Annotated in this window: 27 protein-coding genes; 11 read left to right on the top strand and 16 right to left on the bottom strand. The window is 66.5% G+C overall.

Annotation, left to right across the window (positions count from 1 at the left end):
* Positions 1 to 9 precede the first annotated feature (9 nt).
* Positions 10 to 1,035, bottom strand: a complete 1,026-nt coding sequence (locus HW466_RS25650) for an AraC family transcriptional regulator (RefSeq protein ID WP_151004369.1) — start codon at positions 1,033 to 1,035, stop codon at positions 10 to 12.
* Between the two features lie 354 nt (positions 1,036 to 1,389).
* Here HW466_RS25650 and HW466_RS25645 point away from each other — a divergent pair, with 354 nt between their 5' ends.
* The 5 genes from HW466_RS25645 (at position 1,390) to HW466_RS25625 (ending at position 6,304) form a co-directional block, all read left to right on the top strand.
* Positions 1,390 to 2,619 carry a dienelactone hydrolase family protein gene (locus tag HW466_RS25645; RefSeq protein WP_151004371.1) on the top strand — a complete coding sequence of 410 codons (1,230 nt, stop codon included), beginning with the start codon at positions 1,390 to 1,392 and terminating at the stop codon, positions 2,617 to 2,619.
* Between the two features lie 67 nt (positions 2,620 to 2,686).
* The gene (locus HW466_RS25640; protein WP_151004373.1) at positions 2,687 to 3,475 is read left to right on the top strand and encodes an SDR family oxidoreductase; all 789 of its coding nucleotides are present in this window, start codon (positions 2,687 to 2,689) and stop codon (positions 3,473 to 3,475) included.
* Between the two features lie 64 nt (positions 3,476 to 3,539).
* Entirely contained in the window at positions 3,540 to 4,778 is a 1,239-nt protein-coding gene (locus HW466_RS25635) for a styrene monooxygenase/indole monooxygenase family protein (RefSeq protein ID WP_059848962.1), read from the top strand.
* A gap of 5 nt (positions 4,779 to 4,783) precedes the next feature.
* Positions 4,784 to 5,311 carry a flavin reductase family protein gene (locus tag HW466_RS25630; protein ID WP_059451840.1) on the top strand — a complete coding sequence of 176 codons (528 nt, stop codon included), beginning with the start codon at positions 4,784 to 4,786 and terminating at the stop codon, positions 5,309 to 5,311.
* Between the two features lie 33 nt (positions 5,312 to 5,344).
* On the top strand, positions 5,345 to 6,304 hold the full coding sequence (locus HW466_RS25625) for a SphA family protein (protein ID WP_151004375.1): 960 nt from the start codon (positions 5,345 to 5,347) through the stop codon (positions 6,302 to 6,304).
* On the opposite strand, the gene HW466_RS25620 is transcribed toward HW466_RS25625, so the two are convergent.
* From HW466_RS25620 to HW466_RS25550, 15 genes are all read right to left on the bottom strand, one after another.
* Positions 6,298 to 6,468, bottom strand: coding sequence for a hypothetical protein (locus tag HW466_RS25620; protein ID WP_174905896.1), 171 nt, complete (start codon positions 6,466 to 6,468; stop codon positions 6,298 to 6,300). The two genes, HW466_RS25625 and HW466_RS25620, sit on opposite strands and share 7 nt — an antisense overlap.
* 311 nt (positions 6,469 to 6,779) lie before the next feature.
* Positions 6,780 to 7,754, bottom strand: coding sequence for a type II secretion system F family protein (locus HW466_RS25615; protein ID WP_059451842.1), 975 nt, complete (start codon positions 7,752 to 7,754; stop codon positions 6,780 to 6,782).
* A gap of 38 nt (positions 7,755 to 7,792) precedes the next feature.
* Complete coding sequence (locus tag HW466_RS25610) at positions 7,793 to 8,770, bottom strand: type II secretion system F family protein (RefSeq protein ID WP_151004377.1); 978 nt, start codon at positions 8,768 to 8,770, stop codon at positions 7,793 to 7,795.
* A 31-nt stretch (positions 8,771 to 8,801) separates the two neighbouring features.
* Complete coding sequence (locus HW466_RS25605) at positions 8,802 to 10,169, bottom strand: TadA family conjugal transfer-associated ATPase (RefSeq protein WP_151004379.1); 1,368 nt, start codon at positions 10,167 to 10,169, stop codon at positions 8,802 to 8,804.
* A gap of 19 nt (positions 10,170 to 10,188) precedes the next feature.
* Complete coding sequence (locus HW466_RS25600; protein WP_151004381.1) at positions 10,189 to 11,397, bottom strand: CpaE/TadZ family protein; 1,209 nt, start codon at positions 11,395 to 11,397, stop codon at positions 10,189 to 10,191.
* 21 nt (positions 11,398 to 11,418) lie between these two features.
* Positions 11,419 to 11,862: a TadE/TadG family type IV pilus assembly protein gene (locus HW466_RS25595; RefSeq protein ID WP_059451846.1), complete on the bottom strand. Its 444-nt coding sequence runs from the start codon at positions 11,860 to 11,862 to the stop codon at positions 11,419 to 11,421.
* Positions 11,859 to 12,392 (bottom strand): TadE/TadG family type IV pilus assembly protein, encoded by a 534-nt coding sequence (locus HW466_RS25590; RefSeq protein ID WP_059451847.1) that lies wholly within the window; start codon positions 12,390 to 12,392, stop codon positions 11,859 to 11,861. Before HW466_RS25590 ends, HW466_RS25595 begins: the two co-directional genes overlap by 4 nt.
* Before the next feature lie 13 nt (positions 12,393 to 12,405).
* Positions 12,406 to 13,677 carry a pilus assembly protein TadG-related protein gene (locus HW466_RS25585; RefSeq protein ID WP_151004383.1) on the bottom strand — a complete coding sequence of 424 codons (1,272 nt, stop codon included), beginning with the start codon at positions 13,675 to 13,677 and terminating at the stop codon, positions 12,406 to 12,408.
* Positions 13,678 to 13,702: 25 nt separating this feature from the next.
* On the bottom strand, positions 13,703 to 14,002 hold the full coding sequence (locus HW466_RS25580; protein ID WP_059451849.1) for a hypothetical protein: 300 nt from the start codon (positions 14,000 to 14,002) through the stop codon (positions 13,703 to 13,705).
* A gap of 20 nt (positions 14,003 to 14,022) precedes the next feature.
* Positions 14,023 to 15,975 carry a type II and III secretion system protein family protein gene (locus HW466_RS25575; protein WP_176316109.1) on the bottom strand — a complete coding sequence of 651 codons (1,953 nt, stop codon included), beginning with the start codon at positions 15,973 to 15,975 and terminating at the stop codon, positions 14,023 to 14,025.
* A gap of 115 nt (positions 15,976 to 16,090) precedes the next feature.
* Entirely contained in the window at positions 16,091 to 16,936 is an 846-nt protein-coding gene (gene cpaB, locus HW466_RS25570) for a Flp pilus assembly protein CpaB (protein WP_059451851.1), read from the bottom strand.
* Positions 16,937 to 16,971: 35 nt separating this feature from the next.
* A complete protein-coding gene (locus tag HW466_RS25565) occupies positions 16,972 to 18,372 on the bottom strand; it encodes an ATP-binding protein (RefSeq protein WP_151005154.1) in 1,401 nt (466 codons plus the stop codon).
* Between the two features lie 32 nt (positions 18,373 to 18,404).
* Positions 18,405 to 18,944, bottom strand: coding sequence for an A24 family peptidase (locus HW466_RS25560; RefSeq protein WP_151005155.1), 540 nt, complete (start codon positions 18,942 to 18,944; stop codon positions 18,405 to 18,407).
* Between the two features lie 31 nt (positions 18,945 to 18,975).
* Entirely contained in the window at positions 18,976 to 19,188 is a 213-nt protein-coding gene (locus tag HW466_RS25555; protein WP_059502455.1) for a Flp family type IVb pilin, read from the bottom strand.
* Positions 19,189 to 19,357: 169 nt separating this feature from the next.
* On the bottom strand, positions 19,358 to 19,540 hold the full coding sequence (locus HW466_RS25550) for a Flp family type IVb pilin (RefSeq protein WP_059451855.1): 183 nt from the start codon (positions 19,538 to 19,540) through the stop codon (positions 19,358 to 19,360).
* 370 nt (positions 19,541 to 19,910) lie between these two features.
* On the opposite strand from HW466_RS25550, the gene HW466_RS25545 reads away from it, so the two are divergent.
* The 6 genes from HW466_RS25545 to HW466_RS25520 all read left to right on the top strand — a co-directional run bounded on the left by HW466_RS25545 (position 19,911) and on the right by HW466_RS25520 (position 26,064).
* Positions 19,911 to 20,642, top strand: coding sequence for a hypothetical protein (locus HW466_RS25545; protein ID WP_151005157.1), 732 nt, complete (start codon positions 19,911 to 19,913; stop codon positions 20,640 to 20,642).
* Complete coding sequence (locus tag HW466_RS25540; protein ID WP_151005159.1) at positions 20,578 to 21,816, top strand: glycosyltransferase family 87 protein; 1,239 nt, start codon at positions 20,578 to 20,580, stop codon at positions 21,814 to 21,816. The genes HW466_RS25545 and HW466_RS25540 overlap by 65 nt, the downstream gene beginning before the upstream one ends.
* Positions 21,813 to 23,192, top strand: coding sequence for a glycosyltransferase family 87 protein (locus HW466_RS25535; protein WP_151005161.1), 1,380 nt, complete (start codon positions 21,813 to 21,815; stop codon positions 23,190 to 23,192). The genes HW466_RS25540 and HW466_RS25535 overlap by 4 nt, the downstream gene beginning before the upstream one ends.
* Positions 23,193 to 23,220: 28 nt before the next feature.
* A complete protein-coding gene (locus tag HW466_RS25530) occupies positions 23,221 to 24,264 on the top strand; it encodes a glycosyltransferase family 2 protein (RefSeq protein ID WP_174905599.1) in 1,044 nt (347 codons plus the stop codon).
* A 15-nt stretch (positions 24,265 to 24,279) separates the two neighbouring features.
* The gene (locus tag HW466_RS25525; RefSeq protein ID WP_059770039.1) at positions 24,280 to 24,663 is read left to right on the top strand and encodes a GtrA family protein; all 384 of its coding nucleotides are present in this window, start codon (positions 24,280 to 24,282) and stop codon (positions 24,661 to 24,663) included.
* Positions 24,664 to 24,987: 324 nt separating this feature from the next.
* A complete protein-coding gene (locus tag HW466_RS25520) occupies positions 24,988 to 26,064 on the top strand; it encodes an extracellular catalytic domain type 1 short-chain-length polyhydroxyalkanoate depolymerase (protein ID WP_151003880.1) in 1,077 nt (358 codons plus the stop codon).
* Positions 26,065 to 26,071 lie beyond the last annotated feature (7 nt).

The following is a 26,071-nucleotide window of genomic DNA, read 5'->3' as shown; positions in this document are numbered from 1 at the left end:
CCCCTCCCCTCAGCACCGCGCGCGCCGCATCCGGAGCGTGGCCGACGGCGATTCCCCGAACGCACGCTTGTAGTCGATCGCGAACCGCCCGAGGTGCGCGAAGCCCCATTTCAGCGCGACGTCCGTCACCGACGCGAGCCCCGGTGTCGCGTCGTCGAGCAGTTCGTCGCGCACACGTTGCAGCCGCAACTGGCGCACGAATCCCATCGGCGTGATGCCGTGGCGATTGCGGAATCCGGCGAACAGCGTGCTCGGGCTGACGCCCGCCAGTTCCGCGAGCCGCTCGATCGTCAGCGGCTCGTCGAGATGCGCACGGATGTATTCCTCGACGCGACGCACATAGAACGGCGCGAGCGGCGCCGGTGCGACGCGTATGCCGTTGCGGGCGCTGTTCGGGTGGCCATACAGCAACAGGTTGAGCAGCGTCGATTCGAGTTGCTCGAACGCGAGCGGATGGCGCAGCGGATGTCCGTCCGTCGCGATCGCGTCGGCCAGCATCGGCAGCATTTGCGCGAGGCACGCGCCCTGCTGCGACGACAGGCTGAATTCCGGCTCGAACTCCACCGGCACGCGCCGGTCGCCGCCGAAATGCCGCTGCGCATGCCGCTCCATCACCTCGCGCTCGATGCGCAGGATGACTTGCGGGCACGCGTCGCCCCACCGCATCCGCAGCGGCAGCGTCGGCGACAGCAGCGATGCAATGTCGGGCGACGACACGAAGCGCGTCGCGCCGCACTCGATCTCGGCGTCGCCGCGCAGCGGAATCTGCAACAGATAGAAGTGCTCGAGCGGCCCCGGCTCGATCGACACCTCACCGCCGTAGTCGAGCAGATTCAGCGACAGGTTGCCCCAGCGCGCATGATGCATGCGGCCGTGCAGCGCGCGCGAGTCACCGGTCGGCGTAAGCCGATGCGGTTTGAACACGTCCGCCACGCGCGCGCGTACCTCGTCGACGTCATCGGACTGCAGCAGCAATGTGTCATGGTTGAAACAGGCCGCGTGATCCAGCCAGCCCGCTTCCGAAAGTTGCCCCATCGAAGTTCTCCCGTCGTGCTCGATCGCACCTGCGCCGTGCACGCGTTCCCGATTCCGGGGAATCCCGTCGCACGATCCGGATAGCATCCGGAGTATCCGGACAGTCCGCCTCGTTACACTACGCAAGCCCTGCGCACATCACGCAAGAAGCGGACCGTTTGCGCATCGTAGAAAACTGTGCGGAGCTTCCGCATCCGCACATACCCGCAGTGCGCCGCGCTCCAGCCCCGACGCGGCGGGCCGACCCGCAGGTTTCCGGAATTCGCGGATACCGGCCGAAGAAAGCGGATAGAAGCGCGCGTTTCGTCCGCCAATACTGGGCCCATGCCAGTCACGAACAGAATGGAGGGACACATGCAAGGACGACACATCGAGATCCCGTCGGCGGACGGCCGGACGTTTCGCGCCTACCTGAGCACGCCGGCCGGCGGCACGGGGCCGGGCATCGTGCTGTGTCACGAGATCTTCGGCGCGAATGCAACGATGCGCGACGTGGCCGATTACTACGCCGAGGAAGGCTACACGGTGCTCGTGCCCGACCTGTTCTGGCGCCAAGCCCCCGGCATCGAACTCGGTTACACCGCGGCCGACTTCGAACGGGCAATGGCGCTGTACCGCGAATACGACGAAAACAAGGGCGTCGACGATATCGCCGCCGCGCTGGCCGTGCTGACGCAACGGCCGGAATGCACGGGGCGGGCCGGCGTGCTCGGCTACTGCCTGGGCGGCAAGCTCGCCTATCTCGCCGCGTGCCGGTTGCCGGACGTGGCCGCCGCGGTCAGTTACTACGGCGTGGGGATCGAGCACGCGCTCGACGAAGCCGCGCATCTGCGCGGCCGGCTCGTGCTGCAGATCGCCGCGCAGGACCGCTTCTGCCCGCCCGATGCGCAGCAGCGCATCGCCGCGGCATTGGCCGGCCGCGACGGCGTCGAAGTGTACGTCTACCCGGGTGTCGACCACGCGTTCGCGCGCGTGGGCGGCGACCATTTCGACAAGGCGGCCGCGGTCATGGCGCACCAGCGCGCGATCGCCGCGTTCCGCGCGGCGCTCGGGCCGCACTACGATCTGTCCGCGCTGTGGGAAGAACACATCCGCCACGAGTTCGACACGCGCAACGTCGACGCGACGATGGCCACGATGGTCGCGCAGCCTTATGTGAACCATATTCCGACGCTCACGGGCGGCGTCGGCTACGACGAGCTCAAGCGCTTCTATACGCATCACTTCGTGCATGCGAACCCGCCGGACACGACGATCACGCCGATCTCGCGCACGGTCGGCGCGAGCCAGATCGTCGACGAGCTGCTCTTCTGCTTCACGCACACGACCGAGATCGACTGGATGCTGCCCGGCATCGCGCCGACCGGCAAGCGCGTCGAGATTCCGCTCGTCGCGATCGTCAAGTTCCGCGGCGACAAGCTGTATCACGAACACATCTACTGGGATCAGGCGAGCGTGCTCGTGCAGATCGGCCTGCTCGACGCGACCGGCTTGCCCGTCGCCGGCGTGGAAACGGCGCGCAAGCTGCTCGACGAAACCGTGCCGTCGAACCGGCTGATGAAGCGCTGGCACGAAAGCGCGTGATCGACCGATACGCAGGCGGTGCGCGCAACGCGCGCCGCCGCCACTCAATCATTCCAGGAGACTCCCCATGACTGCCCTTGCTGGCAAAGTCGCGATCGTCACTGGCGGCGCCACGCTGATCGGCGCCGCCGTCGCGCAGGACCTGAGCCGTGCCGGCGCGTGCGTCGCGATCCTCGATCTCGATGCGGAAAACGGCGCGCGCGTCGCCGATTCGCTCGGCGAACGCGGGATGTTCATCGCGATCGACATCACCGACGATCGCGCGATCGACCGCGCGGTGTCCGCAGTCGCCGAACGCTTCGGCGCGATCGACTTGCTGATCAATCTGGCCTGCAGTTACGTCGACAACGGGATCCACGCCACGCGCAACGACTGGCTCGCGGCGATGGACGTCAACGTCGTGTCGGCCGCGATGCTGGCAAAGGCCGTTCATCCGCACCTGACTCGGCGCGGCGGCGGTGCGATCGTCAACTTCAGTTCGATCTCCGCGCAATGCGCGCAGACCGGCCGCTGGCTCTATCCGACCTCGAAGGCTGCGATGCGCCAGCTCACGCGCAGCATGGCGATGGATCTCGCCGCCGACCGGATTCGCGTCAACTCGGTGTCGCCGGGATGGACGTGGTCGCGCGTGATGGACGAGCTCACGCACGGCGACCGCGCGAAGACCGATCGCGTGGCCGCGCCGTTTCATCTGCTCGGCCGCGTGGGCGACCCGTCGGAAGTCGCGCAGGTCGTCACGTTCCTGTGCAGCGACGCGGCGAGCTTCGTGACGGGCGCCGACTACGCGGTGGACGGCGGCTACTCCGCAATGGGCCCGGAGCAGGCGGTGCCGGCAATTCCGCGACTCGCCGAATAATCGTCATCCGACTCGTTCGCCCCATAGTCCGACTCACGTAATTCGTTCTACCAAGGATTCGACCATGAAACGCATCGCCATCGTCGGCGCCGGCCAGTCCGGCCTGCAACTCGCCTTCACGCTGCTCGACCAGGGCTATCACGTCACACTCGCGACCAACCGCGACGCGCAACAGATTCGCACCGGCAAGGTCATGTCGAGCCAGTGCATGTTCCATACCGCACTTCAGATCGAACGCGATCTCGGCCTGAACACCTGGGAAGAGGCTTGCCCGTCCGTGGAGGGCATCGGCATCGCGGTGCCGCATCCGGCCGGCAACGGCCGCAAGGCGATCGACTGGTCGTCGCGGCTGACGCGCTACGCGCAATCGGTCGATCAGCGCGTGAAGATGGCCGACTGGCTCGACGCGATCGGGCGCCGCGGCGCGGACGTGCGTATCTGCGACGTCGGCGTGCCGGAGCTCGAAGACCTCGCGCGCAGCCACGATCTCGTGCTGCTCGCGGCCGGCAAGGGCGAAATCGTGAACCTGCTGGGCCGCGACGACGCACGCAGCGCATTCGAGCGCCCGCAGCGCGCGCTTGCCCTCACCTACGTGAAAGGCATGGCGCCGAGCCAGCCATATTCGCGCGTACGCTTCAACCTTCTGCCCGGCGTCGGCGAATACTTCGTGTTTCCGGCACTGACGACGACGGGGCCGTGCGAAATCATGGTGTTCGAAGGGATCCCCGGCGGCCCGCTCGATTGCTGGGCCGACGTGACGACACCCGAGCAGCACCTCGACCGCAGCCTGTCGTTCCTGCAGCAGTACGTGCCGTGGGAATTCGAGCGCTGCCGCGACGTCGAGCTCACCGATCCGAACGGCACGCTGTCCGGGCGCTTCACCCCAACCGTGCGCAAGCCGTTCTTCCGCCTGCCGTCGGGACGCACCGTGTTCGGCATGGCCGATGCGGTGGTCGTCAACGATCCGATCACCGGCCAGGGTTCGAACAATGCGGCCAAATGCGCGAAGGTATACGGCGACGCAATCCTCGCACGCGAAGCCGAACCGTTCGACGAAGGCTGGATGCACGACACGTTCGAACGCTACTGGGCTTACGCGCAGCACGTCGTGCGCTGGACCAACTCGCTGCTCACCCCGCCGCCGCCGCACATTCTCGAGCTGCTCGGTGCCGCCGGCCAGCTGCCGTCGCTCGCCGCGACGCTCGTCAACGGCTTCGACGATCCGCGCCAGTTCGCGCCGTGGTGGTTCGAGCCGTCGGCCTGCGCGGCGCTGATCCGCGAACACGCCGCACGCTCGGAGTAACCGACATGGATACCGCTGCTACCTGCAATCCGGCGCACGACCCGCAGCAACTGCGTGCAGCGTTCGGCCAGTTTCCGACCGGCGTTACCGTGATCACGACGCGTTCGCCGGACGGTCGCAAGGTCGGCCTCACCGCCAATTCGTTTTCGTCGCTGTCGCTGGACCCGCCACTCGTGCTGTGGAGCCTGCGCAAGGTCGCGCCGAGCCGTCCGGACTTCGTCGCGGCCACGCACTTTGCGATCAATGTCCTCGCGCACGACCAGATCGAGCTGTCGCGCCGCTTCGCGACACCGCGCGCCGACAAGTTCGACGGTGTTCCGCACGCGGACGCCGATGCGGGCGGCGTGCCCTGTCTCGACGGCGCGAGCGCGCGGTTCGTGTGCCGCAACATCGGCCATTACGAAGGCGGCGACCATCTGCTGTTCATCGGGCAGATCGAGCAGTTCGCCACGTTCGGAAAGGCCCCGCTCGTATTCCATGCGGGCCAGTATCGCGCAATCTCCGATCATCCCGATCTTTTTCGAGCTGTTTGATTAGTTATACAAATAAATATACAGGAGGTGGTGATGATGAAATTCGGCTCTCGCATGCTTGCGATCGCAGGTCTCGTGTTCATCGGCCTGGCCGCGCACGCGCCCGCGCATGCGACCGACCTGCCGTCTATCAACCTGGGGATGACCAGCTTCCTCGACGGGCTGCCGCCGGCCGGCTCCGGCTGGTACGGCACGCAGTATCTCGAGTACTACACGGCCGGGCGCATCGACGACAATGCCGGCAACAAGGTCGGGCTGCCGAAGCAGGACATCGATCTGTTCGCAGGGCTGAGCCAGCTCGTCTATCAGTCGCCGCTGACGTTCGGCGGCATGCATCCCGGGCTCGACGTGATCCTGCCGTGGGTGGCCTCGGTGCATACGAACGACGGCATCGGGAATGTCGCGCTGAATTCGCGAGCCGGGTTCGGCGACCTGCTGGTCGGCCCGTTCATTCAGTTCGATCCGGTGATGGGCGCGCAAGGGCCGCGCTTCGCGCAGCGAGTGGAATTCCAGTTCATCGCGCCGACCGGCGCATACGATCCGGCACGCGCGATCAATCCAGGCAGCCATTTCTGGTCGTTCGATCCGTACTGGGCAGCGACGTTCTGGATCACGCCGAAGTGGACCGTATCGTGGCGCCTGCACTATTTGTGGAATGCGGCCAATCACGAACCGGCGACCGCGCTCGGACCGGACGTGACGTCGACGCAGGCCGGCCAGGCCGTTCATGCGAACTTCGCGACCGAGTACGAAGTGCGGCCCGGGCTGCGGCTCGGTATCAACGGCTACTGGCTACGCCAGACCACCGACATGAAGGTCAACGGGCAGGCGGTATCCGGTACGCGGGAAGCCGTACTCGGAATCGGGCCCGGTGCCATGGTCAGCTTCTCGCCGCAGGATCACCTGATGTTCAACGCGTATTTCGAGGTGCATGCGCGCAACCGGCCGCAGGGTTCGCGGATGGTGCTGCGGTACGTACACCACTTTCAGTAGACGAAGAACCGGCGCGCGACGTGTTTGGCCGCCCGCGCCGCTGGAGTGAAGCTGCACGTCGGATCGTCGTTGCCGCGCGGTGAACTGCATTCGAGCCGGTCACTCACCGACTTCGCACTCGCCGCATTCCATTCATACAGGCTCTTGTGGCTGTCGATCGGCATCCGGTGCGTCAGCGGACACGGGCTCGCCAGCGCGTCGCTTCCCTTCGGCGGAGGCACATGCGCGGACGCGCCGACGCGCCGCCCCGACTGCATTCGAAGTTAGCCGTAGGGGGCCACCCGCGCGGGCGGTGGACTACGGCTGTCTCCATGATCGACCATGGGTCCGGGTTGCACTGACGCCGCTATGATCGATCTGTCTCGCGACGCCGCCCGGGGGGAGAAGGAGCCTCCCATGAAGACGGTGACCGTATCGGCCCGCGATGGCCGGTCGGCACGTACATCCGGTTCGCGCGGTCATTCCTCGCGGCGGCTTACTGCCCGATACCGGTGAAGGTCGGCAGCAGCACGCGATACACGTGAATCATCGCCGGCCCGAGCAACACGCACATCAGCGCCGGGAAAATGCAGAAGATCAGCGGGAACAGCAGCTTCAGCGCGATCTTCGCGGCACGTTCCTCGGCGCGCATCCGCCGCCGCGTGCGCAGCATGTCGGACAGCACGCGCAACGATTCCGCGATGCTCGTACCGAAGCGATCGGCCTGGATCAGCATCGCGCAGAACGATTCGATATCCTCTACACCGGTCCGAAGTGCCAGATTGCGCAGCGCGGTTTCCTTCGTGAACCCGGAGCGCATCTCGAGCAGCAGCAGGTCGAGCTCGCTCGCGACCACTTCACTGCGAAAGCGCAATTCCTCGCTCACCCGCATCAGCGCCGCATCGAGCCCGAGCCCGGCTTCCACGCATACGGTCAGCAAGTCGAGTGCATCGGGAAAGTCCTCGAAGATCACCCGCTGACGAGTCGCGATCCGCCGCCTCAGGACCACGTTCGGCACGTAGTAGCCGATCCCGGCGAGCGCGACGAGAATGAACGACAGCAGCATGCGTTGATCCGCGAGCCGGGTCGTGGCGAGCGCCAGCAGCGCGGCGCCGGGCAACGCCAGCGCGAGTACCGTCTTCGCCGCGAAGTACAGCGCGCCTGCGCTCGGATCGCGCCAGCCGGCATTCATCATCCGGATCCGCAGCGGTGAATTCTCCCAGCCCTCCTGCGGCACCGACAATCGGGAAATCGGTTGCGACAGTTCGACGAGCTTCGCGACCCATCGCGATGTCTGCTCGCCGCCTTCGTCCGCACCGGCGGCGATGCCCATGCTTGCGCCGCTCGCCTGCTGAATCCGGCGCTCCATGTTGCGCGGCGCAAACAGCAGCATCGCGGCCAGCACGCCGCCGGCGACGAAGACGAACAAGCCGGCCAGCATCACGGTATGTACTACGCTCAGGTTTTGCATGACAGCCTCGAATCGGTTCGTGAAGCCTGAGACACGCGTCAGACGCGAATCCGGATGATGCGGCGAATCCACAGCATGCCGGACACCATCGACGCCAGCATCACGCCGACCATCTTGACGCCGGCAGGATCCTGCCAGAGCACCGACAGAAACTCCCGGTTCAGCACCGCCATCATGCCCGCGGTACCGAACGGCAGCAGCCCGAGGATCCAGGCCGACAGCCGCCCTTCCGCCGACAGCACGCGGACCTTGTCGAACAGCTTGAAGCGCTCGCGAACCAGCGATGCGATGCTGTCGAGCAGCTCCGCCAGGTTGCCGCCGGTCTCGCGCTGGATCAGCACCGCGATCACGAAGTAGCGCAGGTCGTGGGCCGGCACGCGCGTCGCGAGGTTCACCAGCGCATCGTGCAGCGATACGCCGTAGTTGATCTCGTCGAACGTGATCCGGAATTCACCGCCCATCGGATCGGGAAACTCCTCGCCGACCATCCCGAGCGCGCTCGTGAAGGAGTGGCCGGAGCGCAGCGCGCGCGCAATCATGTCGCAGACATCCGGCAGTTGGCGCTCGAGCTTGAGCATCCGCCGGTTGCGATGGCGCATCACGTACATCATCGGCAGGCATGCGCTCAGCAGCGCGATCGGCACCGCGACGATCAGCGGCAACGGCGTGAGCAACAGGATGAGCATCGCCGTCACCGGCAACACCGCGCTGTACACGACGAGCTTCGCCACCGTCCAGTCGAGCCCCGATTGCTGCAGCATGAGATCCACCGACTGCACGCGCGGCACGCGCAGCAGCAGCCGGTCGAACGGTTTCGACTCGTCGAGCATCCGCTTCTTGAGAATCGACAGCCGCTCCTGCTGCACGTTGCCGCCGGCCGACATCGCGCGCAGCCGCGACTCGATCCGCCGTGCCGCGGCGCCGTGGCGCGTGTTCCACCATTGATAGACGCCTTCGATCGCGAGCACGACTGCCACGAAGGTGAGAATCACAAAACCATAGAATATCGAGTCCATGAGGCCTCCCCGGAGTCAGACGCGCGCGTCGTCACTTCGTCTCGTAACGCTGCGCCGGGTCGTACAGCGAATCCGGCAGGTCGATGCCGAATGCCTGCAGCCGCTCGGCGAACTTCGGCCGCACGCCGGTCGCGCAGAAGTGTCCGCGCACCGTGCCGTCGCGATCCATGCCGGTGCGCTTGAACGTGAAGATCTCCTGCATGTTGATGATGTCGCCTTCCATCCCGGTCAGCTCCTGGATGCTGACGATCTTGCGCTTGCCGTCGGTGAGCCGCGTCGCCTGGACCACCACCGAGATCGCCGACGCGATCTGCTGGCGCATCGTCTTCGGCGGCAGCGTCAGCCCGCCCACGCTGATCATGTTCTCGAGGCGCGTGAGCGCGTCGCGCGGCGTGTTCGCGTGGATCGTCGCGAGCGAGCCTTCGTGGCCGGTGTTCATCGCGTTCAACATGTCGAGCGCTTCCGCGCCGCGCACTTCGCCGAGGATGATCCGGTCCGGGCGCATCCGCAGCGCGTTGCGCACGAGCGTGCGCTGCGTGATCTCCCCCTTGCCCTCGATGTTCGGCGGCCGTGTTTCGAGCCGCAGCACGTGCGGCTGCTGCAGTTGCAGCTCCGCCGCATCCTCGATCGTCACGATCCGCTCCGATCGCGGGATGAAACCCGACAGGATGTTGAGCAACGTGGTCTTCCCGCTGCCCGTCCCGCCCGACACGAGCACGTTCACTTTCGCCCTGGCCAGCGCGTCGAGCAACTCCGCCATCGGCGGCGTGAGACTCTGAAAATTCACGAGGTCGTCCATCTTGAGCGGATTGACCGCGAAACGCCGGATCGACATCAGCGGGCCGTCGATCGCCGACGGCGGAATGATCGCGTTCACACGCGAGCCGTCGGGCAGCCGCGCGTCGACCATCGGGGTCGATTCGTCGATGCGGCGCCCGACGCGCGACACGATCTTCTCGATCACCTTCATCAGGTGCGCGTCGTCGTAGAACGTCACGTCGGTCAGTTCGAGCTGGCCGGCACGCTCGACGTAGACCTGCCGGTACGTGTTCACGAGTATGTCGGAGATGCCGGGGTCGCGCAGCAGTGCCTCGAGCGGGCCGAAACCGAACATTTCGTCGTACACGTCGATCACGAGCTGGCGCCGCTCGATGTCGTTCGCGGGCAGGCGCTCCTCGTCGAGGATGCGCGTGATCAGCGCCGCGATTTCCTGCCGCACCTGTTCCTGCGGCAGGCGCGACAGGCGCTCCAGCTCGACGCGTTCGAGCACCGCCAGGTGAATTTCACGGCGCAGCTTCTGGTACGCGTCGCGCACCGACGAATGCGTCGCGCCTGCCGGTTCGGTGCCCGTCGCCGCCGGCTGCGTCCGGTACAAGGACATCTGTTCGCGCAATGACATGATGGTTTCCCCGAAAGATTCACATGGACTTGAGCTTAGGCGTGGCCTTGCGGCCGAACAGCCGTGACATCAACGGTTCGCTGCTGGACGCATCGTGGCGGGTGCGCACGTCCCCTTCGACGATCTGCTTCGCGCAGGCCTGCAACGCGCGCGTGACGGCGGCGCCGCGTGCAACGCGCGAGACCGGATGCCCCTGGTCGAGCGCCTCGCGCACGGTATCGGCGTCGTCGGGTATCGTGCTGCTCGCGTGCAGGCCGAGCACTTCCTCGAGCGCGGTGCGCGTACGTTCGGTCGCGCGCGTCATCCGATTCACGACCAGGCGCATCTGGTCGATCGGGTAGCCGAGCGACACGAGGATCTCCAGCAGCCGGCGCCCGGCACGCACGTGCGGCATCGACGGCTGAAGCACGAGCTGGATCTGGTCGCTGCGATCCAGCGCGATCATCGACAACGGATTGATGCTCACGCCGATGTCGACGATCACGAAGTCGTAGCGCGGCGCCGCGACGCCGAGGATCCATTCGAGCGCATCCTCGCGCATCTCGGCAGCCTTGACCGGGTCGCCCGCGCCAGCCAGCACGTGGAAGGTCGGAGTCACGTGCGCGACGCTCGCGTCGAGAAACGCGCCGTCGAGCCGTTCGAGCTGCGCACACAGCTGCGGCAGCGTCGACGGCGGCGTCTCGTCGCTGACGAGGAACGCGGCATCCGCGAACTGCTGGTTCAGATCGACCAGCAGCACGCGGCGCTTGTGGGTTTCAGCGATTTCGTACGCGACGTTGCTCGCGGCGAAGCTCGTGCCCGCGCCGCCCTTGCACGACATGAAGGATACGAAACGCGTATCGTCGCCGTCGCGCCGCGTGCTTTGCGCGGCGGCCCGCTCGAGCGCACGGGCGAGCGCCGCGGGGTCGATCGGCCACTGCAGCACGTCGCGCGCACCGGCGCGCATCGCGTCCAGCAGGATGTTGGGCGCCGCATCGGCCGTCACCAGGATGCAGGTCAGGCCCGGATGCAGCCGGCAGAGCCGCTCGAGCGCCGACAGCTCGACGGCATCGCTGGTCGCACCGTCGATCAGCAGGATGTCGAATGAATCGAGTCCGTCCGTTCGATGCTCGATCTGGGACGGCCGTCCATGTGCGCGTGTCACACGGTAGTGCCCGCTGCCGCTGACCAGGCGCGCGATCTCCGTGAGCCGGGCGGTATCGTCGGCAGCTACGAGGATATTGATCATGACTGTGCCTCGTCGGTTCGATTATTGGCAGGCGGCGCCGCCCGTCGATGAATTCAGGCTTTCCCGCGACAGCGTCGTCGTGAACGGCGGCATCGTGAGGGTCACGTTGGCAATCGGAATCATCGTTCTGACCGTGACGTTGGTGATGCTGACAGTCACGAACGAGCAGGAGCTCACGTCGCAGCCTGACGGGATGTAGCTCACCGACACGTTCGCGTTCGACAGCATCGGCATCAGCGACTTCACGCGCTTCACGACGCCGGCCGCGTTCACGTCGCAGACGATCGCCGTGCGCGCGCCGAGCCGGATGGCCTCGGTCGCGGTGTTCCAGTAAAACAGCACGCGCCCGAATTCGAAGATGCCGATCAGTAACGTGATCAGGATCGATGCGATCAGCGCGAATTCGACGATCGTCGCGCCGCGTTGGCCGCGACGGCGCGACGGCGGGAAGGGGCGCGCGTTCATGACACTTGCCTCATCACGGTGACGATGTTGCCGAAGGTGATCGACGACAATCCCGGGTAGGCCGGAATCGGCTGGTACTGGTAGCCCTTCACCTTCACCTCGACGACGTTGATGCTGCCGGTCGCCGTGCCGCTTGCCGCGTTGTTGGTCGAGTCGTAGGTCGGCAGGTTGGCGAACTGCGGCGGATCGGACGCATCGGCGCAGTCGGGCGTGTGCGCGGCGTCGCAGACGATCACCATCGACGTCGTGAGCCCCGGCACCAGCTCGGTGCCGGCGGAGCCGCACGTGGTGCTGCCATACACGACGAGGCACTGCGCCTGGGCGAGCGGATACGCGCTGTCGGTCGGCAAGAAGACCGACAGGTAGCGCGCCGCGTTGCGCGTCGCCTTGGTGAGCGTCTCGTACTGGTAGATCGCGCGGCCGAACTCGGCCACGCCGGTTGCGAGCACGATCATCGGCATCAGCACGAGCGCGAATTCGACCGCGGCGACTCCACGCATGCGTGACCGGCGAATCGGGCGCTTTTTCATGATCGCGTCTCCTCTATTGAACGAGCATCGGGACCTTGATGCCGACCGAGCTGCCGCTGCCGGGCAGGCCGTGCGTCGCGCAGGGCGTGGTGCCGGACGCCGTCGAACCGAGGTATTCGAGGTGTGCGACGACCCCGCCCGAGCCCGGGCTGAACGGCAGCGGATCGAGCATCAGCACGCAGTCCCACTGCGTGACGTGCAGCTTGCTGCTGTTTCCCGACAGCGTCGAACAATCGCCCTCGGGCGCAAGCGCGACCCGACGGTCGCCGCCGTATGTCTGGTAGTTGCTGGCCGTGGCGGTCCCGTTGGTTGAGATGCCGCTGCCGGCAGGCGGCGCACCGTCGCCCTGATAGGCCTTGAAGCTTGCGCGATCGAGCACGAACTGCGTGTACGCATCGCCGACGATGCCCGCGGTTCCCGGCGGCCCGTATTTGGGGCCGACGTACGCGTAGCCGGTGAAGTCCGGCTGGCCGCTCGAGCCGTTCGCGCCATTCGTGTAGATCCCGAAGCGCGTGTTCCAGGCACGCAGCGACGCGGCCTTCAGGCCCGTCGACCCGAGGTCGGGCGGCGACGTGATGTTGCAGGTGTTGCCGGACAATTCGCTGGCGATGGTCGGCTCGTTCGTCGACCCGTCGAGCGCGGCCCAGCCGAAGTTGCCGGGCCCGTACGTCGAGGACGAGCCGGAAGGCGACGAGATCCAGTCGCCGACCTTGTACGGCGCGGCGGTGGCTGCCTTGCACACGAACACCGGGATCGCACAGGTCGTCTGCCCGGCGCCCACCGTCGCGATCGCGCTCGCCGAGACCTGGGCCGCGTTCGCGACCCGCACGCCCGGGATCGTGTTGAGTATCTCGATGAACCAGTGCGCGATGTTGCTCAACTGCGCCGTGCACTTCACGTACTTGATGTTTGCCGGCGTAGTCACCGCTGTCTTCGTCAGGAACGGATTGGTCAGCGAATCGCTGAACGTGACGTTCGAATCCGTCTGCATCTGCACCGCGTTCTGCTGAAAGAACGCGAAATTCGAGTGGCCGGCCGCAATGCCGTCCGCTTCCGCGACCTGCAGGCTGATGGCCGTCGTGAGGTCGCGCGCAGCGGACAGCGCGCATGAGTCGGCGCTGTTCTGAAGTTCGCTGCGCGTGACGTACAGCTTGCCGAGGTCCAGCGCGAGACCGACGAACCCGATCATCACCGCCAGTGCGAGACCGACGATGATCGCGACGGCGCCTTGCTGGCGATGCATGCCGCGACGCGTAAGTTTCGGATGACGAGCTGCGCTGGACATGGCGATCTCCCTGAGCGTGCCTGTGTTATTGCGCCGTCGACTTGCCGATCCCGATCACGAAGGCATTGGCTTTCGGCTCGGGCTGCTTGAACGACTTGTCGTAGTTGTCGAGCGCGGACGCGGCGGCGCTGCCGTCGACCCCCGGTCGCGATGCCGCGTGTTCGGCGGCGTGCGGATCGATGATCTGGGCTTGCGTGACGGCGCGGACCGAATCGCCGAAGCGGCTGTCCCACACCGGCGTCGACGACATGCAGCCGGCGAGCGCGAATGCGAGCGGGACGGCCAGTGCAGCGCGGCGCGCGAATACGAGGTAGGCGGATTTCATGAGCTTCCCCTTGAATGGCTTCAACGATCGGTGGACGCAGGTTCCGCATTCGCCCGCGCGATCTGCGCGTGGGCGGCGGCCGGCAGGCTGTGCTTCGAACGCGGCGCGGATTTGGCCGGCGTGTCGGAGCCGGCCGCCGCGAGACGCGCGGCTGCGGCTTCGATGCGCGCGATCCGTGCCGCACTGGCCGCGTCGGCCTGCGATTGCGGCTGCGACGGCGGCTGCGCGGCAGGCGCCGATTCGGCGTTCACCGCCCCTGCCGCGGCGGCCGCTGCAGCCGCCGGCTTCTCGGGCTGCGCCGGCACCGCTGCCGGTGCTTCGGCGGGCTGCGGTGCGCGCGGTGCGGGCAGCGCGGCAGCGGGAGCGGCCGACTGCTGCGCGGGAGCCGGTGCCGGCGTCTGCGGTGCATTCGCCGCGCCGTTCGCCGGTTGCGCGTCCGGCTTGCGCACACCCTTGCGGCCTTCCATGTTGCCGGTCGCATACACGTCTGCTTCGTTGGGCTTCGAGAAGCTGTCGGTCGGCAACGGCACGTCGGCGGTCTGAAGCGGCCTCACCAGATGCGGCGTGATCACGAAGATCAGCTCGGTGCGGTCCTGCTGGAACGACGTGCTGCGAAACAGCGCGCCGAGCACCGGCACTTCGCCCACACCGGGAATCGCCTTGAGCGCGCCGCTCGCGTTGTCCTTGATCAACCCGCCGATCGCGAACGATTCGCCGTCGCCCATCTGGACCGTCGTCGACGCACGCCGCGTCGTGATCAGCGGCAGGATCGACGTGCCGCCGATGTTGGTCGCGCTCAGCGTGACGCCCGTCTGCGACAGCTCCGACACTTCCGGCGCGACCTTCAGGCTGATCCGGCCGTTGCCGAGCACCGTCGGCGTGAACTTCAGCGCGACGCCGAACTCCTCTTCCTGCAGCGTGATCGACGACGTGAGCGTCCCGCTGCTCTGCGGTACGGGAATGAAGATCTTGCCGCCGGCAAGGAACGTCGCCTCCTGGCCGCTGATCGTCACGAGGTTCGGCTCCGCGAGGATCTTGACGAGGTTGTCGGTGTTCTGCGCATCGGCGGCGATGCTGAACGGCTTGTTGTTCGCCTTGTTGAACACCGCGCCGCTTGCGACACCCGCGAGCAGATTGCTGACGAGCGCGCCGCTCCACGAGCCGAAGCCGCCCTGGATGTTGAATGCGCTGCCCATCTGATTGATCAGCGTCTTCGACACTTCGGCGACCTTCACCTCGAGCATCACCTGCTGCGGCGACGTGACGGCCAGCATGTTCAGCACGCCGGCGCCCTTGCTGCCGCCTTCAGCCGCGCTGTCGCCGTATGCGTGGGCGATCTGCACGGCCTGCTGCGCGGCCTGCGAGTTCGACACGGTGCCGGCCAGCACGATCGTGCCGGCGGCGGTCGATACGTGAATGTCGCGCTCGTTCGGCATCAGCTGCAGCAGCGACGCCTGCAGCCCGCCGGCGTCCGCGCCGACCGCCACGTCGATCACGCGGCATGCGCCGCTGCGGCCCTGCACGATCATGTTGGTCGTGCCGACCGACAGCCCGAGGATGTAGAGCGTCTGCGGCGACACCATCGTCGCCTGCGCGACGGCCGGATTGCCGATCGTCCGGTTGCGGACCGGCTCCGGCATCGGCACCAGCAGAGACTTGCCGAGCGGCACGCTGACGCTGGTCGAGTCGCGCACCGCGCCCACGCAATTCGGTCCGCGCAGCGGGCCCGCCGATGCGGCGGGCGCGGCGGCAGGCGCCGGCGCCATGCTGATCGTCATCTGCATCGGCCCCTTGGCGACGGCAGCCGGCGCGCTCGCACCGCCCTTCATCAGCGCGGCCGATTCCGCGCCTTCCTGGGCGAGCGCGCTATAGACCGTCAGCCACCCCGTGCACAGGATCGCGGCCATCATCGTGCCCCGTGCAATGCGCGTGCGCACCGGGCCGGTACCTGAATGTTGCGGATTGATCTTCATTTCGTCTGATCCCCCGAGTGACCGGCGAGCCGCCGGTTGTCGACTTCCAAGGTCGCCGTGCCCTGACGGCGGCCGATCTGGTTAATCTGTTTATCTGGATGTTTGGTCTATGGCTTCAGAAGCATTCGACGCTGCCCCGCACGCCGGTCAGTACACCGACACAATCGCGCCGCGCTTCCGGTGCCGCGTGCGATGCAACGTGCACGCGCACGGTCCGGACGTGTTCGTGAGCCGGCGCGGGCGGCGCGTCGGGTACCGGCGCCTTGCCGAGCAGTGTCAGCTTCGTCGCGCCGTCGGTCGTCAGCGTCTTCTGGTCGACCTGGTTGCGCAGCACGAGCGACAGCGTGCCGACGCTGCGCGCGAGGTCGAGGCGCTCGGCTTGCTCGGGCGTGACTTCGAGCGTGACCGCATTGACGACCTTCGGTGCAGTGTCGTCGCGGCTCACCTGCTGCGCGACGGCCAGCACCAGGATGTGCTCGAGCACGATCTTGGAGATGCTCTGCCCGTCGGTCTTGCCCTGCTGTTCCTGCGTGTTGACGATCACGTCGACGTAGTTGCCCGGCAGCGCGAAGCCCGCGACGCCGACCACGTCGTTCACGCGCACGGTGATCGCGCGGCTGCCGTCGGCGATCACGGCGGACAGCCCGCCCTTCGTGCCGACCGGCGCGAGCTTCGACTCGATCACCGGCTCGCCGCGCGCGAGGCTCGTGCGCACGACGCGCCCTTCGAGTTCCTTCGTGTCGGTGAACGCGCCGGTCGGCACGCTGCCCGACGGCCAGCTCACCAGCCGGATCTGATTCGGCCCGAGCGGCTCGCCCAGGTTGAGGTCGGTGGTCGCCACCGCGACCGACGTGACCGAGCTGCTGGATGTATTCATCAACCAGCGGGACGCGAACACGACCGCGGCGAGCCCCGCGACCATCGCGACGATCAGCATCATGAGCGCTCGACTGTTCTTCATGGCAATGCTCCTCAACGAATCGTGAAAGAAACGGCTCAACCGGTTATGTACGTGTGACCGCCGCGCTCGGCAGGCGGCAGATATCCGCCGTCGCGTTCGGGCGCCGTGCCGAAATAACTGGCCCATGCGTCGTGCAGCGCGTCGTGCGTCACCTCGGGCGGATCGCCGCGATACCGCGCGCCGGCGGCGACGAGGCGCAGCAGATCCATCGGGAAGCATGCGAGATATGCCTTGCCGGTCGGCAGGTGCAGCCGGTGCAGCAGATAGTCGAAGGCGTCCTGCGTCGCCACCAGTCCGAGCGACTCGCATGCGCTGTCGAACACCGCGCGGTAGTGGTCGATCGACAGCGGGCCGACGTGAAGCTTGGAGCCGAGCCGGCGCAGGAATGCGTCGTCGGCGAACTGTTCCGGCGCCAGGTTGCTCGAGAACACCGGCCACACGTCGAACGGCAGCACGAATCGATTGCCGGACTCGAGCGTCAGGAAATCGACACCGCGATCGAGCGGGCGCAGCCAGCGGTTGAGCAGGTCGCGCGGCTCGACACGCTGGCGGCCGAGATCGTCGATGATGTACATGCCCATGTTCGCCTTCATGTGCGGCGGCGCCTGGTAGAAGCCCGCCGCTTCATCGCGGCGCAGGTCGAGCTCGTCGAGCGTCAGTTCGCCGCCCGACATCACGACCGGCCGCTCGCACAGGCGCCAGCGGCGATCGACCGACTGGCCCGCCGGTTGCGACGGCGCATCGACATGCACGAGCGGATCGTGGATCTGGATCACTTCCCCGGCGGCATGGATCGCATACGGCACGGGTACGTGGCCGCCCATCAACGCGCCGAGCCGCTCGGCGAGGAACGTCTTGCCGCTGCCGGCAGGGCCGTAGATCAGCAACGGACGTCCGGAATTGAGCGCGGCGGCCGCCGAGTCGAGAATCTGCGTGTCCATCACGACGCCTTCGAATACGGCCCACACGTCGTTCTGCGCCACGCGCAGCTTGCGCACCGAATGGGCGGACACGCACGCGAGATACGCATCGAGCGTCACCGGCGCGGGCCCGCTGTAGCTGCTGCGCGCGGACTCCTCGAGCGCGGCCACGCGGCCCGCGTCCGTCAGGCGAAACGTCACGTCGAGGTCCGTCTTGCCGCGATGGGTCAGTTCGACCAGATGCTCGCGCACCAGGAACGCGAAGACGTCGTCGAGCACCGCGAGCGGCAGGCAGTGGCGCTCGATCAGCTCGCCGTATGACGGGCGACCGAGCACCAGTGTCGACTTCAGCACGAGCCCCGCGACGAACGCCTGACTCAGTCCGGTTTCCTCGAGCGAGCGCGGTGCGGCAGGCAACGGCGTGCCCGGCTTCGTGTGCGCCTCCCGCGACGGCGACGGATGCGGCAGGTGTGTCACCTGCGCGTCGCGCTTCGGTTCGGTGGAGATCGTGTTCATGTGCGTGTCATCCTCGTTGCGGGTTCGTCGCGCTAGACGCACGAAACGAACAGCATGCCCAGCGTGCCGGCGGCAATCGCCACGCCATACGGCAACGCGCCGACCGACGCGACTTCCACGGGGCCGTCGGTTGCCCCTGCATACGCGCGCGTCGAGCGATGCGCGATCAGCGCCCGGACGTTCGCGCACATCTGGCGCAGGCGCCCGCGCAGCAATACAACGCCGATCGCGCCGATTCCGCCGGCCAGAAAGGTGGCCAGCACGATGTAGAACGTCATCTGTGCGCCGACCCATGCGCCGATGGCCAGCATCAGCTTCACGTCGCCCGCGGCCATCCCGCGCAGCAGATGGAACGGCAGCAGCATGCCGAAGCCGGTCGCCGCGCCGGCGAGCCACGCGAGCGCGCCCGCCTGGAGCCCGTGCAGTGCGCACTGGGCGATCAGCGCGCCGGCCAGCCCGATCGCAACGAGCCGGTTCGGGATGCGTCGGCTCGTGATGTCCGTGCTGGCCGCGACGACGACGAGCACGGTCACGCACAACGGAACCGGGTAAGGCAGCGCGGCAGGCAACATGACGAACCTCGATTGGCTGTAATGGTCTGGATCACTGACCCAATGCGGTATTGACGGCCGTGGTCACGATCGACGCGATCGTGTCGTACGCGTCTTGAACCGATCCTTTCAGGACGACCACGCTTCCCAGCACGATGGTGGCGAAGACTGCCGCGATCAGCGCGTATTCGATCGATGTCACGCCCTGCTCGTCGTCGATCCATCGCGCTACCGCTACCGCTACCGCACGTCCGCTGGTCCGCATGACAGCCTCCGAATCGGTTGACCAGGAGAGCGGGGGAGACTCGAGCACTGCACCGGCCGAGTCATCCGCCGTTCGGTCCATTCGACATCTGTTGGGTTGAATGTCCGGCCCTGCACGAGCGACGGGATGGCGACGAACGGGCCGGACCAGCCATTCGTCGCCCCGCCATTCAGATCGCCGCGTTGAGATCGTCTGCAATCGTGTTGAAGACGGTCTTGAGATCGTTCCCGACCAGCGTCAGTGCTGCAACGAGGCCGACTGCGATCAATGCGGCAATCAGGCCGTATTCGATGGCCGTCACGCCTTGTTCGTCTTGAACGAAACCGCGGATCTTCTGGATGAACGTGGACATGGCTACTCTCCTTTCGCACTACTATGAAAACCCCGTTGTCGCGGATCGACGCGGGGAGCGGGTACTACCGGCACAACAAACGGATTCGGATGCCGCGCTCAGCGACGCACACGGCAGGGTACGAGCCTGGCCTGGCGAACGATTGCCGGTGAGCTGATGCGTGCGCTATGCATGCGTGCTGCGATCCGGCGAATGACGCGATCGAGCAGAACGGCGAGGCGACCGTTCCGGGCATGAATACGGATTGAGCGAATGACGCAAACGCGTCGTTGCGACTGCGGGTTTTCTTCGCGGCATGCGAGCCGCGGCGTGCTCTGGTCTTTCATTTTTATTCCCCAAATGCTGTCATGTGATTCTTTTTGCGCGGACGATGCCGTCGCCTGTTTCGCCCGGTCGACGTTTCGGCGGTTTTCAAGGCCTGGGCGGCGTATTCCCCGACGCGCCCTCGATCCATTGCTTTCCGCAGGTGATTGAATCCGGTCTTGTCTGTCCGTTGCTTCAACCGGTCGTTCATCACGTCGTCGACTGTCGTGCGGACCTTGACGCAAAGAGCAGGCCAGCGGGAAGGAAAACCAGGCGCAGCAAGGGTTCCGTCGAATCACCCGACAATCGGGTTTCGGCGCGCTGCACAAAATGTTTCAGATTTGATATACGCCTGCCGCCCGGCGCCGCGTGCCGGCTGCGCCCGGTCGCGCTGTGCAAGGGCTCAAAAAAATTTTCTCGGGATTTTCCCGAATCCATGTCGCCCGTCCGCCGACGTGCCTTCGGCATACCGCCGGACCGGCCAAAAACCCGGAATGTTTCAAGCGAGAAACATCATTTGCGCCGGTACGGTTTTCTCAGACCAGAAAACCCGCTTTTCAGCCGCATCGCGGTCGAATCGCCATTTCGCGATTCGGCCCGCGGTTTGCGTCTCACGATTTTTTCTCCAACAATGCATTCACCGGACAGCGCCATCGAGCGCGATTCGATCCGGATAAACGACAACACAAAAAGGTTGCGGCAGATCAGGCAGCCTTCACCGCAAACGGGGCATCATGTACACAGCCAATCGTGGAGTACGCTATCGCGCCAAACGCTGTGCTCAATGGCTGACGGCTGACCGGATCGTTCCGTACAGTTGCGTCATGCTGCTTCTGTGCGTGACCTTTCTGGTCATCTGGGGTGTCGTGACGGATACCTTCACGTCGCAGACGACTGCCCGCCCGGGTGTCGACTTCTCCGTCTTCTGGACCGCGTCGCAGCTCGTGCTGCAAGGTCATGCCGCGTCGACCTATGACCCGGTCTTCTTCTCTCATGCCGAGGTCGCGCAGTTCGGTGCCTATATCGGTCACCAATCGCTGCCCTGGCTCTATCCGCCGACGATGCTGCTGTTCATCGCGCCGGTTGCCCTCGTGCCTTTCCTGCCCGCGTATTTCCTCTTTTTTGCGGGCAGTCTTTTATGCTATGCGTACGCCGTGCTGCGACTGTCGGGCCTGCGTGCGCACCTGCCCGTTCCGCGCGCCGCCGCGCTCGTCGTGCTCGCCTACTCCGGCGTGTTCGCGTCCGTGCTGTACGGGCAGAACAGCATCCTCACCGCCGGCATCGCCGCACTCGCACTGCATTTCCTTGGCCGACGCCCGCTCGTCGCCGGCATGCTGATCGGGTTGCTCGCGATCAAGCCGCAGATGGCGATGGTGTTTCCGTTCGTGCTGATCGCGACGCGGTCGTGGCGAACCTTCATGTCGGCGGCGATCACGACCGTGCTGTTCGCGGTGGCCGGCGTCGCGCTGACCGGCACGGGCTCCCTGAACGGGCTAGCTCATGCGATGTCGATCGTGCGCGGCATGCATTTCACCCTTCCCGCCTACTGGTTCGTCTCGCCCACGCCGTTCGCGGCGCTGCGCCTCGCGGGTGCATCGATTCCCGTCGCGCTTGCCGCGCAAATCGCCGTCGGGCTGCTCGCCATCTCCGCCGCCGTTCAGGTCTGGCGCCGCACGGACGACATGCGGCTGCGCGCCGCGGCGCTCGTCGTCGCCACACTGCTGACCACGCCCTATCTTTGGCATTACGAACTGGCGTGGCTCGGCATCGCGGTGTTCTGCCTGGTCGCCCACGGGCTGGACGAAGGCTGGCTGCCGGGAGATCAGATCGTAATCGTGCTCGCGTGGCTGCTGCCGGTATTCGAGGTGTTCAACCGCATCACGAAGCTGCCGCAGATCGGGCCGGTCGTGCTGCTTGCCGTTCTGTTCGTCGTCGTGCGTCGCTCGACCCTCGGGTCGCGGAATGCGCCATGAAATCGCCGCTCTCCCTTCTGCGCGTCGATTCGGCCATCGATGCCCATCCGGAGCTGCCGATCGCCGGGCCGCGGCGATTCCCGCACTGGCTCAATCGTGATCGTGTGCGTCTGTACGCGGCGGCGGTACTGTTCACCGAGTTGCTGTTCATCTGCGTCTATCTCGCGCGCGTGCATGCGTCGCACACGGGCGTGCCCGAACCGCTCGCGCAGGATCTCGCCCCGATCTGGAGCGCGGCACGACTCGCCGCGCTCGGGCATGCGGTGGACGCGTGGCACTTCTCGTCGCTGTTCGCAATCGAGAAACTCGCGATCCCGACGATGAATGCGGCGGACGGCTCGCTGCCCTGGCTTTATCCGCCGACCATGTTGCTGCTGGTGCTGCCGCTCGGCTGGATGCCGTACCTGCTCGCGCTGGTGTTGTGGCTCGGCGTTACCTGCGTGCTGTTCGCGATGACGATCCGCTCGATCGTGCAGCGCGATACCGCACTGCTCTGCGCGCTTGCGTTCCCCGGTGCGTTCCTCACGGTGATCGTCGGGCAGACGAGCCTGCTTACCGCGACGCTCGCCGGCTTCGGGCTGCTGACGCTCAATCGCCGGCCCGTCATCGCCGGTATCTGCTTCGGTTTGCTGACGATGAAGCCGCAGATGGCAGTGCTGTTCCCGCTCGCGCTGCTGTGCGCCGGGCAATGGCGCGCACTGGCCGCGTGGGCCGCGACGATCGCCGTGGGCGTTCTACTGACGACGCTCTCGTTCGGCATCGGATCGTGGATCGCCTTCGTGCACGGCATCAACGATGCGTATCAGACGGTCAACGCGGGGCACGTCAAGCTCGCGCGCATGCCGACCGCGTTCGCGCTGGCCACCCTCGCGGGGTGGCCAGCTCATGTCGCGCGCGGCCTGCAGCTGCTGTCGGCCGCCGCCGCCGCGATCGCCGTCGTGTACGCATGGCGTGGCGCGTGTTCGTACGCGCTGCGTGCCGCCACGCTCGCGTGCGCATGCCTGATGGTCAGCCCGTACCTGTACGACTACGACCTGACCTGGTACGGGCTCGTGATCGCTTGGTATGCGCGCTATGCGTGGACGCACGGCTGGCGACGCCTGGATCGCGAATGGCTGCTGCTGATGTGGGTAACGCCGCTGGCCGGCCTCGCAATCGTCACGCACCTGCCGTTCCAGTTCATGCCGCTCGTCACGCTGGCGTCGCTGGCGATACTCGTCAGCCGGATCGCACGAGAAAGGCACGACGTGCCGTCGATGCCCGACGCACGCGACAACTCGACCGAGACCGGATTCCCGCATCCGGTCCGCTCACACCACCGCCCGGCGCACGGACTGCGCCGCACCGGCCGCCCGACCTTCGGCACCGGCCGCTGACACGCACGTCATTACAGGGGAACCCATCATGCGCGAACCACTCTACACACCGCTCGTCTCGCTGGTCGTACCGTTCTACAACGAAGGCGAGGCCGTCGAACGCTTCTTCGACGTCGTGATTCCGCTGATGGCCGGTCTCGATGCAATACGCTTCGAGATCGTCTGCGTGAACGACGGCAGCCGCGACGACACACTCGAGCGCCTGATCCGCGTCAGCATGACCGATCGCCGCGTGCGCGTCATCGATCTCACCCGCAACTTCGGCAAGGAAGCGGCGCTGACGGCCGGCCTCGACGAAGCGGCCGGCGACGCGGTGATTCCGCTCGACGCCGACCTGCAGGACCCGCCGAGCCTGATTCCGGTCATGCTCGAGCACTGGCGCGACGGCGCCGAAGTCGTCGCCGCGAAGCGCAGCAACCGCGCGTGCGATTCGTTCGCGAAGCGCACCGCCGCCGCGATCTACTACCGCGTGCACAACATGCTGTCCGACGTGAAGCTGCCGGAGAACGTCGGCGACTTCCGGCTGATGGACCGCAAGGTCGTCAACGCGCTGCGCAGCCTGCCCGAGCGCCATCGCTTCATGAAGGGCCTGTTCGCGTGGGTCGGCTACCAGACCGTGATCATCGAGTATCAACGCGACGCGCGCAGCGCCGGGCACTCGAAATTCTCCGGCTGGAAGCTGTGGAACTTCGCGCTCGAGGGGATCACGAGCTTCAGCACCGTGCCGCTGCGCAGCTGGACCTACATCGGCCTCGGCATCGCCGCGCTCGCATTCCTGTATGGCGCGTTCATCGTGGGCCGCACGCTGCTGTTCGGCAACCCGGTGCTCGGTTATCCGTCGCTGCTGTCGGTGACGCTGTTCATCGGCGGGATCGAGCTGATCGGCATCGGCGTGGTCGGCGAGTACATCGGACGCATCTACGACGAGTCGAAGCAACGCCCCGTCTATCTGATTCGCCGCCGCTACCAGACGCACGCCAAGGTGATCGAGCTGCCGATCGCGCGCGATGCGCGGCGCCCGAACGCCCGCCGCCGCGCACAGCCGGCGCGCGTGCGCGTGGGCGCACGCTGAGCAGCGGAGCCGGCAATGTTCGAACTGCTTTATGCCGAGCGCGTGCGGCTCGCGCGCTTCGGCCTGTCCGGGCTCGGCTCGACCGCGCTGCACATGCTGGTCGCATCCGCGATGTACGCGCTGTTCGACGCGACTCAGGTGATCGCCAACGCCGTCGCGTTCGTCTGCGCCACCGCGTTCTCGTATCTCGCGAATACGCTGTGGAGCTTCTCGTCGACCGTGCATTCGCGCAACCTGCTCCGCTATCTGACCGCCGCGCTGGCCGGCTTCGCCGAAACGATGCTGCTCGCGCACACCGCCGAGCTGCTCGACGTGCCGCGCGGCTGGGCAATCGTCGCGATCGCGCTGCTGATCCCGCCGACGATGTTCGTGGTGCACCGGTTGTGGACGTATCGCTGAAGCGTCGGCATCCGATCGCATGTAATCGTTTTCCGTCGGCGCCGGGGTCGGATTACTCATCCATCGGTCACGGAACCATCGCACCCGGCACGCGCAACGCCTGCTAGCATGGTGCGTGACCGGGCCGAATCGGGACGCTATTGGATCGCCGTCACGTGACGCGGAGTTCTGCCGGTCATCCGCGTCCCGTGTCGGCGTTGCCGCCGCACTTCGACGCGAACGCTGCCCGAGGCACGCATCGTGCGCTGCCACCCCCTCCGTCCTCCATCCAGCGGCGGGCTTCGCCACATGCAGTCGCGCGAGCCGCCGCCACGAGATTCGTCCATGCCCAGGAAAAAATCCAGCCTCTGGCTACGACCGTTCGATCTGTTTTCCGCCGCGGCAAGTACGCGACCCAAAAGGAAGACGACCAAACCGGCGGTAGCGGCCAAGCGCTCCGCCAACATGCGGCCACCGCGCCGCACGGAGTCGGTGCCGGCCGCGCGAACCTCGCCGCACCACGCACCCGGCACGTGGCTGCGGTCGTTTCATTCCGCGCGCCCCGCCGCAGGCCGCCTCGTCAACCATCTCGCCTACGCGCTATACCTGCCCGCCGCTTCCGCGTCGAGCCAGGGCATGCCCGTCGTCGTGATGCTGCACGGTTGCAAGCAGACGGCCGAATCGTTCGCCGCGGGCACGCGCATCTGCCGCATCGCCGAACGCGCGGGGTTTGCCGTGCTGTTTCCCGAACAGGCTAAAACCGCCCACTCGCATCGTTGCTGGAACTGGCATGGCGATGCGTCGCAGTCGGAGGCGCCGGCCGTTGCGTCGCTGATCGACGAGCTCGTGCAGGCGCGCGGATTCGACCGCGACCGGATCTATCTGGCCGGCATGTCGGCCGGCGCGGGGCTCGCGGCACGGCTCGCGATCGAATCCCCGGGCCTGTTCGCGGCCGTCGGCCTGCACTCGGGTCCGGCCATCGCACCGCCGTTGTCGACGATGGCGGCGATGAGCCTGATGCGCCGCGGCCTGCGCGACGATCCGATCGGCGTCGTCGACACCTGCGTCGACGTGCGCGCTTATCCGGGCATGCCCGCGCTCGTCGTGCATGGCGGACTCGACTCGGTCGTCGCCGAGCAAAACGCGCGGCAGCTCGGCATCGCGTTCGCGCGCATCAATCGGCTCGTCGACGAACAGCGCGAACTGCGCGTCGGCGAGCAACATACCTACACGCAAGACGATGTCGATTACACCGACTATCTGCGCGGCGGCCGGCTGATCGTGCGGGTCTGCATCGTCCGCCGCCTGGCGCATGCGTGGAGCGGCGGCGATCCGCGCGAGGCGTTCCACTCCGCGACAGGGCCGGACGCGACCGCGATGTTCTGGAATTTCTTTCGCAGGCGGCGCAGGCGGGCGCGATGACGGCGCG

This window comes from Burkholderia territorii (genome assembly GCF_902833055.1).
Lineage (GTDB): Bacteria > Pseudomonadota > Gammaproteobacteria > Burkholderiales > Burkholderiaceae > Burkholderia > Burkholderia territorii.
This window is presented reverse-complemented; position numbering and strand designations above follow the sequence as displayed.